Origin of the sequence: Marivita sp. S2033, from assembly GCF_046592965.1 — a bacterium.
In the GTDB taxonomy this organism is placed as follows: Bacteria; Pseudomonadota; Alphaproteobacteria; order Rhodobacterales; family Rhodobacteraceae; genus Marivita.
Window position 1 is genome coordinate 348,359 of sequence record NZ_JBISBV010000003.1, and the last position, 13,839, is coordinate 362,197.

A 13,839-nucleotide genomic window follows, 5' to 3' on the forward strand; every position below is an offset into this window, starting at 1 on the left:
TGACACCAATAGGCCAGATCCAGAGGCAAAAAGAAAACGGGAAAATTCGACGCGGGCCGAAGGAGTTGCGTGTTCGACCCTGCGACAAAAACGAACGTGAAAGCCAAAGCGCCGCAGCTTACTTCAGCAAGCGGCCAATCGCGGTTTCGTTGGCAATCTCGGATGCGCCGAACCGGCAGAGCGCACTGGTGTCCTCGGGCACGACGCCACGCGATTTAAGAAACTGTTCCGCCTTGTCGCGCATCCGCGCTTTTTCCGCCTTGGAGGTCACATAAGCCTCGACCTCGTCGTCGCTATAGCCAAGATCGCGCGCCCTCGATTTCAGAGCGTTGAGCGCCGAATAGGCACGGATCAGACGCGCGTTGATATTGTCGCAGCTTTTGCGGATTTCATCGGCAATCGCCACGGCCATCACGCCATTGTCGATCTCGGCCACGTCCCGCAGCGGCGGCTTGGCCAGTGCAGATGTCGCAGTCAATAGCGTGAGTCCCAAGACCGAAATCAAAATGCGCATTGCTCAATCCATGTGTGTCCTATCCCCCTGATATGGGGCGACGCACAGCGGTTATTCAATATCACGGTTGGATTCTGCCTGAATTCAGCAACTTATGGCTCAACACAGCGCCCGGACAGAACGACGGAATTGTTGTCGATCAAGAGCGCCGCATCTTCTACGTCCGGTCCGTTGATCCACGCGATGTCAGAGCTTCCCAGATAGGCGATGCAATGCTGGACTGCTTGATAATAGGCCGCCCTGCGAGCGCCCTCGAGGCTGACGGAGGCAGGCCCGCCGGTGGCGACAAACGTCGCCCGGTCGCCACGCTCGGCGCGCAGATTGCCAGTGAACTGGACGCCCTGAAACGTGATCGTGTCCAGTTCACCACGACCGCAGGCGGCCAATACCAACATTATCGCCGCACTTGCCCACGTCGCCTTCATGGTAGTCCCCTCATTGAGATCGCAGAGTCTGCGGTGTCACTCGGCAGCAACCGCGCTGACGCGTCCCGATTTCTGCGCCTTGATCCGGTCCTCGATCTCGTCGCGGAAGTTCTTGATCAGACCCTGGATCGGCCAAGCCGCCGCATCGCCAAGCGCACAGATTGTGTGACCCTCGACCTGCTTGGTGACATCGAACAGCATGTCGATTTCCTCGACCTCCGCCTCGCCGCGCACCAGGCGGTCCATGACGCGCATCATCCAGCCGGTGCCTTCGCGGCAGGGCGTGCACTGGCCACAGCTCTCGTGCTTGTAAAACGCCGACAACCGCCAGATCGCCTTGATGATGTCGGTGCTCTGGTCCATCACGATCACCGCCGCCGTGCCCAAGCCAGAGCCCAGTTCGTTGCGCAGGTAGTCAAAATCCATGACCGCGCTTTTCATGTCCTCGCCGCGCACGCACGGTACGGAAGAGCCGCCGGGGATCACCGCCTTGAGATTGTCCCAGCCGCCACGAATACCGCCGCAATGCTTGTCGATCAGTTCTTCAAAGCTGATGCTCATCGCCTCTTCGACGACGCAGGGGTTGTTCACATGACCCGAAATCGCGAACAGCTTGGTGCCCGCATTGTTCTGCCGCCCGAAGCTGGAAAACCACTCGCCCCCGCGCCGCAGGATCGTCGGCACAACGGCGATGGATTCCACGTTGTTCACCGTGGTCGGGCAGCCATAGAGCCCCGAGCCTGCCGGAAACGGCGGCTTCATCCGTGGCATGCCCTTCTTGCCCTCAAGGCTTTCGAGCAGCGCGGTTTCCTCGCCGCAGATATAGGCTCCTGCGCCGTGGTGCAGATACAGATCGAAATCCCAATCCGAGTTCGCCGCGTTCTTGCCAAGCAATCCCGCGTCATACGCTTCGTCGATCGCCGCCTGAAGAGCCTCGCGCTCGCGGATGTATTCGCCACGCAGATAGATGTAACACGCATGCGCCTGCATCGCGAACGACGCGATCAGGCAGCCTTCGATCAGCGTGTGCGGATCGTGGCGCATGATCTCGCGGTCCTTGCAGGTGCCGGGCTCGGATTCGTCGGCGTTGACCACCAGATAGGCGGGCCGCCCGTCGCTTTCCTTGGGCATGAACGACCATTTGAGACCTGTCGGGAACCCCGCGCCGCCGCGCCCGCGCAAGCCGCTGGCCTTCATCTCGTCGATGATCCAGTCGCGGCCCTTTTGCATGATGCCCGCCGTGCCATCCCAGTGGCCGCGCGCCTGCGCGCCTTTCAGGCTGCGGTCGTGCATGCCGTAGATATTGGTAAAGATCCGGTCCTGATCGGTCAGCATCGCTCAATCCTCGTCAGTCTGGCGCGCGCGCCAGAGTTGGTATGTCATCCATATGCCCAGTCCGAACCCCGCCAAGGCGATCAGGTCGAACAGGGCGCGGGTCCGCTGGCTCCAGCCATATTGCGACCCGATCATTGTTATCACGATCCAGAACACGCCCACTCCGGCGATGACCAGCGCGATCCGACGTCCCTTGCGCGCCTGTTCTGAATTGCGGTCCATTTGGTCAGCCCCAGCCTGTGTTAGTACACGCCGCCCTTGTCAACGCGTTTGGAGAAGTCGGTATCTCCGCCGGACGCCAGAATCTTCGCCTGCTCGACCCAGTTGTCGCGGCTCACACGGCCCTTGAAACCGGCCAGATTGGCGTTCACCCACGCCTCTTCCTCAGCGCTCCAATTGGCGATCTGGTCAAAGTGATAGAAACCCATGCTGTGCAAAAGCTGCTCAAGCTTTGGCCCCACGCCTTTGATTTCCTTCAGGTTATCCGGCCCGCCGTCGCGAGCCTCTGTGAGCGTTTCCGGCTTTTTGCCCTCGGACGTGCCTTCCTGAACACCGTCCCCATCGTAATCGACCGGCGTTTCGGCCTGCGGCGCAGGATCGCTTGTCTTGGCCGTGCGGGACGGTGTGACCTTGGCCTTCGGGGGAGACAATTCGTCCTGCTTGGCCGCGTCGTCTTTCACAAGTGGCGTTGCCGGTGCGACCTGTTCGCCCGCCTCTGCATCCGCCGTAGCGGACGCGGTGTGAACATCGGGCAAAGCATCGGCGGTCTCCGGTGCCTTTTCCGACGGGCTTTCGCGTTCCACTGCCGAGGACGCCACGGGCTCCGACGAAAACCGCTCGACCGGCGCTGTCGAGGATGTTGCCGCAGCGGCCGCCGCCGCACTCGGGGGCGTCACTTTGGATGGGCCGGCAGAGGCGCGTTCCGCGTTCGGCGTGTCCGTCGCTGACGTTCCCTCGGCTGCGTCATTGCACAACATTCTGACCAACAGGATACCGGCAACACCAAGCGCCACCAGTCCGGCGAGCAACGCGCCGAAGAAGCCCCAATCGATCACCAGCGCCAGAATGAACACCACGAGTCCGATGCCGGACGCGATGATCCATGATTTTCTCTCGCAGCTTATTCCGGAATTCTGTTGTGGCATGTGCGCTCTCCCTGACCGTGTTCAGACGTCATGTCGTTCAGACATCACCTTTTCTGGCACGGGAAGAAAACTCTGTCTCGCCGCCTGACGCAAGGGTCTTGGCCTGATCGACCCAATTGTCGCGCGACACGCGCCCCTTGAATCCCTGCAGATTCTCATCGACCCAGGCAATTTCCGCGGCGCTCCAGTTGGCGATCTGGTCGAAATGGTAAAAGCCCAGATCGTTGCACAAGGCTTCCAGCTTCGGGCCGACGCCCTTGATCCGCTTGAGATCATCCGCCTGCCCGTCTCTGGGTGCGCTCAACGCTGCCGGCTTGCTTTTTTTCTGGGCAGCTCCCGCATCCGAGGTCGCGCCAGCGGTGTCCTTGGTGCCTTCGGCGTACTCGTCATCGTCAAGGGCAGCGCGACGGTCCGCGTCAACATCGACTTCGGGATTGTCGTTTGCCTTGTTTCCAGCCGCGCCTTCGATCGGCGGATGGCCCTTGGCGTCCACATCCGGCGCTTCGCCTGGCGCCTCGGAATGCTTGTCCGAAGAATCGCCCACGTTGCGCGGCGCGGGTTTGTCGCCCTTGGCCCGACCACCCTGCGCCCCGTCGGGGCCTTCGGGAGGCATCATGTCGTCCGGGCCGGGCTTGGGCGGCGTCGCCTTGTTGGCGGCATCGAGCCACGGTGTCAGCAGCGGTACTTCGGTGCCGTCGATCCGCTTGACCGTATCGCCCAAATCCGTGGCCAGCGTCACCGACGCGTTATATTTGTAATCGCCGGAATTATACTCTTGCAGACTGGTCAGGCCTGATTTCGGCTCTGCCGCGAACCGTCCGTTCTGCGGGCCGGGCACCGGAACCTCACCGGCAACAAGCGCGTCGATGATTTCGCCCAGACGTTCGGCGGTCAAATCCTCGTAGTAATCCTTGCCGATCTGCGCCATCGGAGCATTGGCACAAGCGCCAAGGCATTCGACCTCTTCCCATGACAACTTGCCATCGGCAGACAACATATGCGGTTTCGGCGCGATCTTGTCGCGGCACACAGACACCAGATCCTCGGCCCCGCAAATCATGCAGGACGTGGTGCCGCAAATCTGGATATTGGCAACGGTGCCAACCGGTTGCAGCTGATACATGAAGTAGAATGACGCCACTTCAAGCGCCCGCATATACGCCAGCCCCAGCATCTCGGCGACGGATTCGATCGCCGGGCGGGTCAACCAGCCCTCCTGCTCCTGCGCGCGCCACAACAGCGGAATGATCGCGCTGGCCTGACGGCCTTCGGGATATTTGGTCATCTGCGCTTCGGCCCATTCCTGATTGGCAGGCGTAAAGGCAAAGCTCTCGGGTTGTTCAGGGTGCAGGCGTCGTAGCATATCAGATCCTATTGCGTCAGTACGCAGACTACAGGGATGTTGGGAACGGAACGGTCATCTCCACCGCCATCCAGTTCCGCCAGAAGCGCGCTTTGGCGCTGGCTTTGATCGTTCGGCGTATCGAGCAGGAAGCACAGATAGATCTCGGACCCGTCGGTCATGCCGAACAACGTATTGCCCGAGCCGCCGGTGCCGAACGGCGCATAGCCCGCAGCGCTCAGGTCAGAGACAAACTGATACTCCGACCGATCAACCTCGACAGCCATCGCCACCGGCGCGACAAAAGCCAAGAGGCCCGATATCACGCCCGCGCGGATCATGCCGGCGCGCACGGCCCGGAAATCAGGCGGATGCCACCATTGTCCAGCTGCACCGCCGCGTCTGTTGCCAGACGGAATTGCGCGGTCTCAATCACCTGCTCGCGGGTCAGCCCGGTCTGGAGTTCGACCGGCAGATAATCGCTTTCGCTGACCAGATCGCAGCCGATCGACGCCACCGCCATGTCGAAATTCGCCAGATCGTCCGGCGTCACACCTTGAGGCGGCATCTCGCACGCGGCCAAAAGGCCAACGGCAGGGATCAGGGCAAGGGAACGGCTCAACGTCATCGGTCAATCTCTCCAAACACAACATCCATCGTCCCGATGATTGCGGCCACATCGGCAAGCTGGTGGCCGGTGGCAATGTAATCCATCGCCTGCAAATGCAGGAAACCCGGCGCGCGCAGCTTGGCGCGGTAGGGTTTGTTGGTGCCATCGGCGACGAGGTAGACGCCAAACTCGCCCTTGGGCGCTTCGACAGCGGCGTAAACCTCGCCGGCTGGAACGTGGAACCCTTCGGTGTAGAGTTTGAAGTGATGGATCAACGCTTCCATCGAGGTTTTCATATCGGTCCGCTTCGGCGGCGTGATCTTGCCACGGGCCAGAATATCGCCCTGCCCCTCGGGAGCGCGCAGCTTTTCGATGGCCTGCTTGATGATATGCGTCGACTGGCGCATCTCTTCCATGCGCACCAGATAGCGGTCGAAACAATCGCCGTTTTTCCCCACGGGGATCTGGAATTCGAATTCGTCATAACATTCATAGGGTTGCGACCGGCGCAAATCCCACGCCAGCCCCGAACCGCGTACCATGACGCCGGAAAAGCCCCAGTCGAGGATCTCTTCTTCGTTCACCACACCGATATCGGCGTTGCGTTGCTTGAACACCCGGTTTTCTGTCAGCAGGCCGTCGATATCATCCAGCACCGCCGGGAACGTATCGGCCCAGGCGTCGATATCGTCGAGCAGTTCGCCGGGCAGATCCTGATGCACACCGCCGGGCCGGAAATACGCCGCGTGCAGGCGCGCACCACAGGCCCGCTCGTAAAAGATCATCAGCTTTTCGCGCTCTTCGAACCCCCAGAGCGGCGGTGTCAATGCGCCCACGTCCATCGCCTGCGTCGTCACGTTAAGCAGATGGCTCAGGATGCGCCCGATCTCGGAATAAAGCACCCGGATCAGCGACGCGCGGCGCGGCACTTCCACGCCGGTCAGCCGCTCGATTGCCAGACACCAGGCGTGCTCCTGGTTCATCGGTGCCACGTAATCGAGCCGGTCGAGATATGGCAGGTTTTGCAGATAGGTCCGGCTTTCCATCAGCTTTTCGGTGCCACGGTGCAGCAGGCCGATATGCGGATCGCAGCGCTCCACGATCTCGCCGTCCAGCTCCAGCACAAGCCGCAGAACCCCGTGCGCCGCAGGGTGTTGCGGGCCGAAGTTGATGTTGAAATTGCGAATCTTCTGTTCGCCCTGCAGCGCGTCCACGCTGCCGTCGTCAAACTTGGAGCCGTCCATCATCGTCTCTCCAACTCTTGCAGTTTCATCGCCATGACCCAGAGCAGTATCACCACTGCAAACGGAAGAAATGCGACGAATGCCCAGTTCTTGTTCACCCCGAAATGGGGCAGCAACTTCATCAGCGGGATGATCGCGGCGGCGACGACCGCCAGCCAGACAATAAATCCCATCAGCCTTTCGCCTCCTCGACCTTTTCATCGCCCGGAAGCACATATTGCGCGCCTTCCCACGGCGACATGAAATCGAATTGGCGGTATTCCTGAACCAGCTTGACCGGCTCGTAGATCACGCGCTTCTTCTCTTCGTCATAACGCACTTCGGTGTAGCCCGTGGTCGGGAAATCTTTGCGCAGCGGATAGCCGCGAAACCCGTAATCGGTAAGGATGCGCCGCAGGTCGGGATGGCCCGAGAACAGGATGCCGAACATGTCGAACACCTCGCGCTCGAACCAGTTGGCGCTTGGATGAACCTCGGTGATGGACGGAACCATCTGGTCCTCGCGAATGCTCAGCCGCAGCCGGATGCGGTGGTTCTGGTACATCGACAAGAAGTGATAGACCACGTCGAACCGCTTGGGGCGATCCGGGTAATCCACCGCCGTGATGTCGATCAGGCTCGAGAACTTGCAACTTGCGTCGGTCTTGAGGAAATCGACAAAGCCCACGATGTTCGTCGGAGCGACATCAATGTTCAATTCGCCGTAGGTCACATCCCATGCGATCACGCAATCGGTGCGCTTCATCTCGATATGCTGGCCAAGTTCGTGCAAGGCTTCGCTCATGTCGTCGTCCTAACTTCGTCGCTCAACGCACAATCGTTCCGGTGCGGCGGATCTTGCGCTGAAGCGCCATCACGCCGTAAAGCAGCGCCTCTGCCGTCGGTGGGCAGCCGGGCACATAGATATCAACCGGGACAACCCGGTCACAGCCACGCACAACCGAATAGCTGTAATGGTAGTACCCGCCCCCATTGGCGCAAGACCCCATGGAAATCACATAGCGCGGCTCTGGCATCTGGTCGTAGACCTTGCGCAACGCCGGAGCCATCTTGTTGGTCAGCGTGCCGGCCACGATCATCAGGTCGGACTGTCGCGGGCTTGCGCGCGGCGCGGTGCCAAAGCGCTCCAGATCATAGCGTGGCATCGAGGTCTGCATCATCTCGACCGCGCAACAGGCCAGACCGAATGTCATCCAGTGCAAGCTACCGGTGCGCGCCCAGTTGACGATATCTTCGGCCGAGGTCAGCAGAAAACCCTTGTCCTGAAGCTCCGCATTGAGCTTTTGCGTCGCGTATTCCTTGTCCACCTGAGCGGTGTTCGCACCCGTCATCACTCCCATTCGAGCGCTCCCTTTTTCCACTCATAGGCAAAGCCGATGGTCAAAACCGCTAGGAACACCATCATCGACCAAAATCCGACCATGCTGATATCCTTGAACGAGACCGCCCACGGAAACAGGAACGCGATTTCCAGATCGAAAATGATGAACAGAATGGCCACCAGATAGAACCGCACATCGAATTTCATGCGCGCGTCGTCAAAGGCGTTGAACCCGCATTCATAGGCCGAAACCTTTTCCGGGTCCGGGGCGCGCACCGCGATGATGACGGCGGCAAGGATCAGGACAAGGCCCAACCCGATCGCGATCACCAGAAACACAAGGATCGGCAGGTATTCCCGCAACATGTCTTCCAAGACGAGGCTCCTTTTCCTTCACACGCTCCAGACAGCCGCCAGGCGGCAAAACCGGATTTAAGGTGATGTACTCCCGACACCCGGAAGGGTCAACCGCAGGGCGTCATCTTCCAAGCGCGGCACAAGCTCCGTCCGCTCAATGGTCGGCGTCGGCGAAAACCCTTGTTTTACTGGCGTCCGCCGTTGCTGGGCGGCATGCGCGCATTCCGGCCAAGCTGTGCTCCTGCGTCAAATGGGCTGCGTCAAAAGACCGGATACCGAGCGTATGCTTAGGGCAGAGCGACTGTCCGCGCCTGAACATCCCTGATTGACAGACGTTGACCAGGCGATCCCACCAATTTGCACGGAGGAAAATCCCATGCCCATCACATCCGCATCCGACCTGAGCGTCATCATCACCGGCGGCGCGGGCGGGATCGGCAGCGCCACAGCCGAATACCTCGTCGAGCGCGGCGCGCAGGTCATGATCACCGACATGAACGATCAGGCTGGCAGCGAACTGGCGGCCCGACTGGGCGACCGAGCATTCTTTCATCGTCAGGACGTGACCAACGATGCTGCATGGCGCGACACCATCAAGACGGCCGAGGACAAGATGGGCAAAATCAACGCCCTCTTCAACAATGCCGGAATCCTTGGTTACGGCGGCGTCACTGACACCAATGCCGAAGAGTTTCGCAAAATCATCGACATCAACCTCACCGGCATCTTCCTTGGCTTGCATCATGCCGCTCCGGCCTTGAAGCGCGCCGGTGAGGGTGTGGTGGTGAACACATCCTCCACGGCAGGTTTGCAGGGCTATGCGGGTCTTGCCGCCTACACCGCGAGCAAGTTCGGCGTTCGCGGCCTGACCAAGGCGGCGGCGCTGGATCTTGCGCCCGACAATATCCGGGTGGTCTCCATTCACCCCGGCCCCATCGCCACCGACATGACCAAAGACCTCAATGAGGACGCGACGGCAGGCCAGCCGATCCCGCGAATAGGCCAGGCAAAGGAGGTCGCGCGATTGGTGCACTTCTTGATGACCGAAGCCACCTATTCGACCGGTTGCGAATTCGTCATCGACGGCGGAGCCACCGTGGGCCGCGTCGAATCCCTGACCTGAGTCTGGCTTGCCCGCGCGTCACTGCCAGCCGGGTTTGCGCTTGTCGAAAAATGCGCCCACGCCGTCGCGGGCTTCCTCCGATTGCCAGCGTGTGGCCAGCGCATCGATCGAGGCATCGACCTGTTGTTGCGTCACCGGCCCGGAGAGGTCGCGCATCAGCGATTTCGCTTCGGCAACCGCGCCGGGGGCGCACATCAGATAGGGGGCAACCTCGGCGTCAATCGCGTCGTCCAGATCGTCCGGCGCGACCGTACGGGCCAGCAGGTTCAACCGTACGGCTTCGTCGGCATCGAAAATCCGCCCCGACATGAACACCTCGGACGCCCGCGTGGCGCCCATCCGCGCCAGCACGTACGGCCCGATATTGGCCGGGATCAGACCCAGCCGCGTTTCGGTCAACCCGAGTTTCGCACCCGTCACTCCAACCGCCACGTCACAAACTGAAATCAGCCCGATTCCCCCCCCGAACGCGTTGCCCTGCACCCGCCCGATCAACGGTTGAGGCAGGTCGTACAACGCCCCGAGCACGGTTGCGATCCGTCGGCTTTCAGCCTTTCGCGTCGCACCGTCCATGTCGAACTGCGCCCGCATCCACGCCAGATCCCCACCGGCGCAGAACGACGCCCCTTCTGCACCAAGAACCACAACCCGCACCGACCGGTCCTGCGCCAGGCCGCGCGCCGCGTCCTCAAGCTCGCTCATCATGTCCGCCGACAGCGCGTTATGCTTCTCAGGGCGCGTCAGGCGCAACTGCGCCACGCCGCGCGCATCCACGTCCAAACCGATCAAACTCATCCCCGCATCCCCCGTGCCATTTCCGCCGCCTGCGCCACCACCGCCATGTCAAGGCCGTGACTGTATCCCAAGTCATCGAGCCGCGCCGCCACCGCTTCGGTTGCGACGTTGCCAGCCGCGCCGGGCGCATAGGGGCAGCCACCCAGCCCTCCAACGGCGGCGTCAAAGACCCGAAGCCCAAGACCCAGCGACGCCTCGATATTGTCACAGGCAAGACCACCGGTGTCGTGGTAATGGCCCGCCAACCGCGCCGCTGGCATTTCATCCAGCACCGCGCGCAGCATGGCTGTAATGCCCTCGGGCGTCGCCCGCCCGATCGTGTCGCCAAGCGACACCTCGTAACAGCCCATGTCGCGCAACGCCGCCACCACCCGCGCCACGTCGCCGGGGGCGACATCGCCGTCATAGGGGCACTCGACAACGCACGACACATAGCCCCGCACCGGCATCCCGACCTCGCGCGCCGCTTCCACGACAGGTGCAAAACGCTCAAGGCTTTCCGCGATGGAGGCATTGATATTGGCGCGGCTGAATCCTTCGGAAGCCGACGCAAAAATCGCCACCTCATCCGTGCGCGCCGCGACAGCCGCTTCAAAGCCGCGCATATTGGGAGTGAGCGCGGCATAGGAGACCCCAGCGACACGCGTGATGCCAGCAAGAACCGCACCGGAATCCGCCATCTGCGGCACCCATTTCGGCGACACGAAACTGGCGCATTCGATCCGGCTGAAGCCCGCACCGCTCAGGCAATCGACAAGCTCCACCTTCTCATCCACGGGAATCAGCCGCGCCTCGTTCTGCAACCCGTCGCGCGGTCCTACTTCGAAAATCTCGACCCGTTCGCCCAACTCACCGCTCCCAGCTTCTTCTTCGGACATACTCGATTACCCGCGCTAGCCGGTCTGTTCCCACGCCGGGTAGAAGTCCTGATCGTAAAGCAGCGCGCCCTCACCATCAGGCAGGGATTTCTGGAATTCCGGGCGCTCGGTAATGCGATCATACCAGTCCTGCACCGCCGGATGCCCGTCCAGCCGCGCGAAATGGCGGGCCATATAGACCGCCTGTCCGACCGAGATGTCGGCCGCCGAAAAGCCGCTGGTCAGCAGGTAGTCGCGGTTCTCGACCGGTGTGGACAGCCGCGCCTCCAGAGCGTCGTAACATTTGCGCAAACGTGCGGCCTCGAGTTTCATCACCACCGGACTGCGCATGTGATCCTCGAACAGCATGATGTGCTGCTGGGTCAGCGCGGCGGAATGCTGGCTGATGGTCTCGGCAAAATGCACCCAGACCAGCCAGGCCATCCAGTCAGGATCGTTTGGCAAGCGGCCCATTCCGGCTTCTGGGAACCGTTCACACAGATATTGCGTGATCGCTCCGGTCTCGAACATCCGTTCGCCGTCGATCTCGAGCGCGGGCACCCGACCGGCGGGTGACAGCGTCAGGTATTCGGGGCTGCGCAGCGACCGGTCAAACGCCCGCAACACAATCTCGAATTCCACCTCGAGCTCGTGCAGCAGCCACAAGGTGCGCATCGATCGGGTTTGCGGACAGTGGTGCAAGCGTATCATTCGGTGTCTTCCTCCAGCCGGATGAGCGCCGCGCCCGCATCCACCTGCGCCCCGGCTTCGGCCATGACCTCGGCCACGATCCCGTCACGCGCCGCAAGCAGCGCATGCTCCATCTTCATCGCCTCCAGAATGGCCAGTCGGTCGCCTTTTGCAACCGTGTCGCCCACCGCGACGAAAACCGAGCGCACGAGACCCGGCATCGGCGCCTCGACCAGACCGCTCCCGGCTCCTGCACCCTCAGCGCGCGCCAGCGGATCGACCCGCTCGACGACCAGCGGCTCTGCTCCAAACAGCGTTACACCGCCCCCGAGAAGATATGCCGGCCGCGCCGCCTGCCCCTGATAGCGCCAGCCATTGGCTCCGAACCGCGCGACAACGCTTGTGTCCGCCACCGTCACCTCGACCTGTCCCGGACCCTGCACGGTCAGGCGCAGATCGATGTCGTCCTCGCCGACGCGCAGAGTGATGTCCTGTGCCAACGCGTCCCAAAGCGCGAACCCGTCCAGAGGCTCGGGCGCGCGGTCCAATCCGGTCAGCATCAACGCCGCCTGCGCCAGCGCCTCGGGCGGCGGAGCAGACAGATCGGTCAGCGCATCAAGGTCGCGTCCGATCAGGCCGGTATCCACCTCGCCTGCCGAAAATCCCTCATGGCGCGCCAGAGCGCCGAGAAACGCCAGATTGGTCACGGTTCCGGCCACCTCGGTCTGCGCCAGGGCCCGACGCAACTTGCGCAACGCCACCTCTCGGGAGGGTCCATGCACGATGATCTTTGCAATCATCGGGTCGTAATGCGGCGAGATCACATCGCCGCTGCGCACCCCGGTATCGGCCCGCGCATCGGGCGGAAACGCCAGATGCGACAGCCGCCCCGTCGCCGGCAGAAACCCCGCCGGCACGTCCTCGGCATAAAGCCGCGCCTCGAAGGCGTGACCGTCAATGCCAAGCTCCTCTTGCGCACGAGGCAACGGTGCGCCTGCGGCCACCTGCAACTGCCATTCCACCAGATCAACTCCGGTGATCGCCTCGGTGACCGGATGTTCCACCTGAAGGCGGGTGTTCATCTCCATGAACCAGAACCCGTCGGTGCGCAGACCGTCCGAGCCGTCGACAATGAACTCGACCGTGCCAGCACCCTTGTAGCCGATCGCCTCGGCGGCGCGCACCGCCGCGGCACCCATCGCCGCGCGTACCTCGTCGGTCATGCCGGGTGCGGGCGCTTCCTCGATCACCTTCTGATGGCGGCGCTGCAACGAACAGTCGCGCTCGAACAGATGCACGGCCCGGGTGCCGTCCCCGAAAACCTGCACCTCGATATGACGCGGGCTGGTGATGTATTTCTCGATCAGCACATGCGCATTGCCGAATGCCGCGCGCGCCTCTGATTGCGCCGAGGCCAACGCATCGGCAAAGTCGCGGGGCTTTTCGACCAGACGCATCCCCTTGCCGCCGCCCCCGGCAACAGCCTTGATCAACACCGGATATCCGATCGCCTCGGCTTCAGCCGCCAGCGCATCGGGAGCCTGCTCGGCCCCCTGATACCCCGGCACCACCGGCACGCCGGCCTTCTGCATCAAATCCTTGGCCGCGTCCTTCAACCCCATCGCGCGGATTGCCGATGCCGACGGGCCGATAAAGACCAGCCCCGCCGCTTCGACCGCGTCAACGAAATCGGGGTTTTCCGACAGGAAGCCATACCCCGGATGGATCGCCTGCGCTCCGCTCGCACGCGCGGCGTCGATGATCGCATCGCCGCGCAAATAGCTCTCTGCTGGCGACGCGCCGCCGAGCGACACGGCGTGATCTGCCATCTCGACATGGCGCGCGGTGGCGTCCACATCCGAATGCACGGCAACCGTGCGCACCCCGAGCCGGCGACATGTGTCAATCACCCGGCAGGCAATCTCACCCCGGTTCGCAATCAGAATCGTGTCAAACATGAAGCACCACCGCTCCCTTTCATCTTGCCCGGAAAACTCCGGGGGTTTGGGGGCTGGCCCCCAATCAGACCTGCGTTTGGGGGCTGGCCCCCAATCGGGTCTTCAGGCATTGCGGACGGATGG

18 protein-coding genes are annotated in these 13,839 nt (G+C 62.1%); 1 reads left to right on the top strand and 17 read right to left on the bottom strand.

The features are described from left to right. Positions 1–118: 118 nt before the first annotated feature. The 13 genes from ACGKZZ_RS08455 to ACGKZZ_RS08515 form a co-directional block, all read right to left on the bottom strand. Entirely contained in the window at positions 119–514 is a 396-nt protein-coding gene (locus ACGKZZ_RS08455; RefSeq protein WP_411223083.1) for a DUF5333 domain-containing protein, read from the bottom strand. A gap of 92 nt (positions 515–606) precedes the next feature. Continuing rightward, the gene (locus tag ACGKZZ_RS08460; RefSeq protein ID WP_411223084.1) at positions 607–939 is read right to left on the bottom strand and encodes a hypothetical protein; all 333 of its coding nucleotides are present in this window, start codon (positions 937–939) and stop codon (positions 607–609) included. A 36-nt stretch (positions 940–975) separates the two neighbouring features. Then, complete coding sequence (gene nuoF, locus ACGKZZ_RS08465) at positions 976–2,274, bottom strand: NADH-quinone oxidoreductase subunit NuoF (protein ID WP_411223085.1); 1,299 nt, start codon at positions 2,272–2,274, stop codon at positions 976–978. Between the two features lie 3 nt (positions 2,275–2,277). Next, positions 2,278–2,496, bottom strand: coding sequence for a DUF5337 domain-containing protein (locus tag ACGKZZ_RS08470; protein WP_411223086.1), 219 nt, complete (start codon positions 2,494–2,496; stop codon positions 2,278–2,280). A 20-nt stretch (positions 2,497–2,516) separates the two neighbouring features. Then, on the bottom strand, positions 2,517–3,419 hold the full coding sequence (locus ACGKZZ_RS08475; RefSeq protein WP_411223087.1) for a hypothetical protein: 903 nt from the start codon (positions 3,417–3,419) through the stop codon (positions 2,517–2,519). Positions 3,420–3,456: 37 nt separating this feature from the next. Continuing rightward, the gene (locus ACGKZZ_RS08480; protein ID WP_411223088.1) at positions 3,457–4,782 is read right to left on the bottom strand and encodes an NADH-quinone oxidoreductase subunit E; all 1,326 of its coding nucleotides are present in this window, start codon (positions 4,780–4,782) and stop codon (positions 3,457–3,459) included. An 8-nt stretch (positions 4,783–4,790) separates the two neighbouring features. Next, positions 4,791–5,102, bottom strand: a complete 312-nt coding sequence (locus tag ACGKZZ_RS08485; protein ID WP_411223089.1) for a hypothetical protein — start codon at positions 5,100–5,102, stop codon at positions 4,791–4,793. Then, a complete protein-coding gene (locus tag ACGKZZ_RS08490; protein ID WP_411223090.1) occupies positions 5,099–5,389 on the bottom strand; it encodes a hypothetical protein in 291 nt (96 codons plus the stop codon). Before ACGKZZ_RS08490 ends, ACGKZZ_RS08485 begins: the two co-directional genes overlap by 4 nt. Then, the gene (locus tag ACGKZZ_RS08495) at positions 5,386–6,615 is read right to left on the bottom strand and encodes an NADH-quinone oxidoreductase subunit D (protein ID WP_411223163.1); all 1,230 of its coding nucleotides are present in this window, start codon (positions 6,613–6,615) and stop codon (positions 5,386–5,388) included. Before ACGKZZ_RS08495 ends, ACGKZZ_RS08490 begins: the two co-directional genes overlap by 4 nt. Next, on the bottom strand, positions 6,615–6,788 hold the full coding sequence (locus ACGKZZ_RS08500) for a hypothetical protein (RefSeq protein ID WP_411223091.1): 174 nt from the start codon (positions 6,786–6,788) through the stop codon (positions 6,615–6,617). Before ACGKZZ_RS08500 ends, ACGKZZ_RS08495 begins: the two co-directional genes overlap by 1 nt. Next, on the bottom strand, positions 6,788–7,399 hold the full coding sequence (locus tag ACGKZZ_RS08505; protein ID WP_411223092.1) for an NADH-quinone oxidoreductase subunit C: 612 nt from the start codon (positions 7,397–7,399) through the stop codon (positions 6,788–6,790). Before ACGKZZ_RS08505 ends, ACGKZZ_RS08500 begins: the two co-directional genes overlap by 1 nt. Before the next feature lie 22 nt (positions 7,400–7,421). After that, on the bottom strand, positions 7,422–7,955 hold the full coding sequence (locus tag ACGKZZ_RS08510; protein ID WP_411223093.1) for a NuoB/complex I 20 kDa subunit family protein: 534 nt from the start codon (positions 7,953–7,955) through the stop codon (positions 7,422–7,424). After that, positions 7,946–8,311, bottom strand: coding sequence for an NADH-quinone oxidoreductase subunit A (locus ACGKZZ_RS08515; protein WP_411223094.1), 366 nt, complete (start codon positions 8,309–8,311; stop codon positions 7,946–7,948). The genes ACGKZZ_RS08510 and ACGKZZ_RS08515 overlap by 10 nt, the downstream gene beginning before the upstream one ends. A gap of 358 nt (positions 8,312–8,669) precedes the next feature. Here ACGKZZ_RS08515 and ACGKZZ_RS08520 point away from each other — a divergent pair, with 358 nt between their 5' ends. Continuing rightward, positions 8,670–9,416, top strand: a complete 747-nt coding sequence (locus ACGKZZ_RS08520; RefSeq protein WP_411223095.1) for an SDR family NAD(P)-dependent oxidoreductase — start codon at positions 8,670–8,672, stop codon at positions 9,414–9,416. 18 nt (positions 9,417–9,434) lie between these two features. Here ACGKZZ_RS08520 and ACGKZZ_RS08525 read toward each other — a convergent pair whose 3' ends face one another. The 4 genes from ACGKZZ_RS08525 to ACGKZZ_RS08540 are packed head-to-tail and all read right to left on the bottom strand — an operon-like array spanning position 9,435 to position 13,716. Next, positions 9,435–10,211, bottom strand: a complete 777-nt coding sequence (locus tag ACGKZZ_RS08525) for a crotonase/enoyl-CoA hydratase family protein (protein WP_411223096.1) — start codon at positions 10,209–10,211, stop codon at positions 9,435–9,437. Then, positions 10,208–11,059, bottom strand: coding sequence for a hydroxymethylglutaryl-CoA lyase (locus ACGKZZ_RS08530; RefSeq protein ID WP_411223164.1), 852 nt, complete (start codon positions 11,057–11,059; stop codon positions 10,208–10,210). The genes ACGKZZ_RS08525 and ACGKZZ_RS08530 overlap by 4 nt, the downstream gene beginning before the upstream one ends. Before the next feature lie 45 nt (positions 11,060–11,104). Beyond that, positions 11,105–11,779, bottom strand: coding sequence for a glutathione S-transferase family protein (locus tag ACGKZZ_RS08535; protein WP_411223097.1), 675 nt, complete (start codon positions 11,777–11,779; stop codon positions 11,105–11,107). Continuing rightward, complete coding sequence (locus ACGKZZ_RS08540) at positions 11,776–13,716, bottom strand: acetyl/propionyl/methylcrotonyl-CoA carboxylase subunit alpha (protein ID WP_411223098.1); 1,941 nt, start codon at positions 13,714–13,716, stop codon at positions 11,776–11,778. The genes ACGKZZ_RS08535 and ACGKZZ_RS08540 overlap by 4 nt, the downstream gene beginning before the upstream one ends. Positions 13,717–13,839 lie beyond the last annotated feature (123 nt).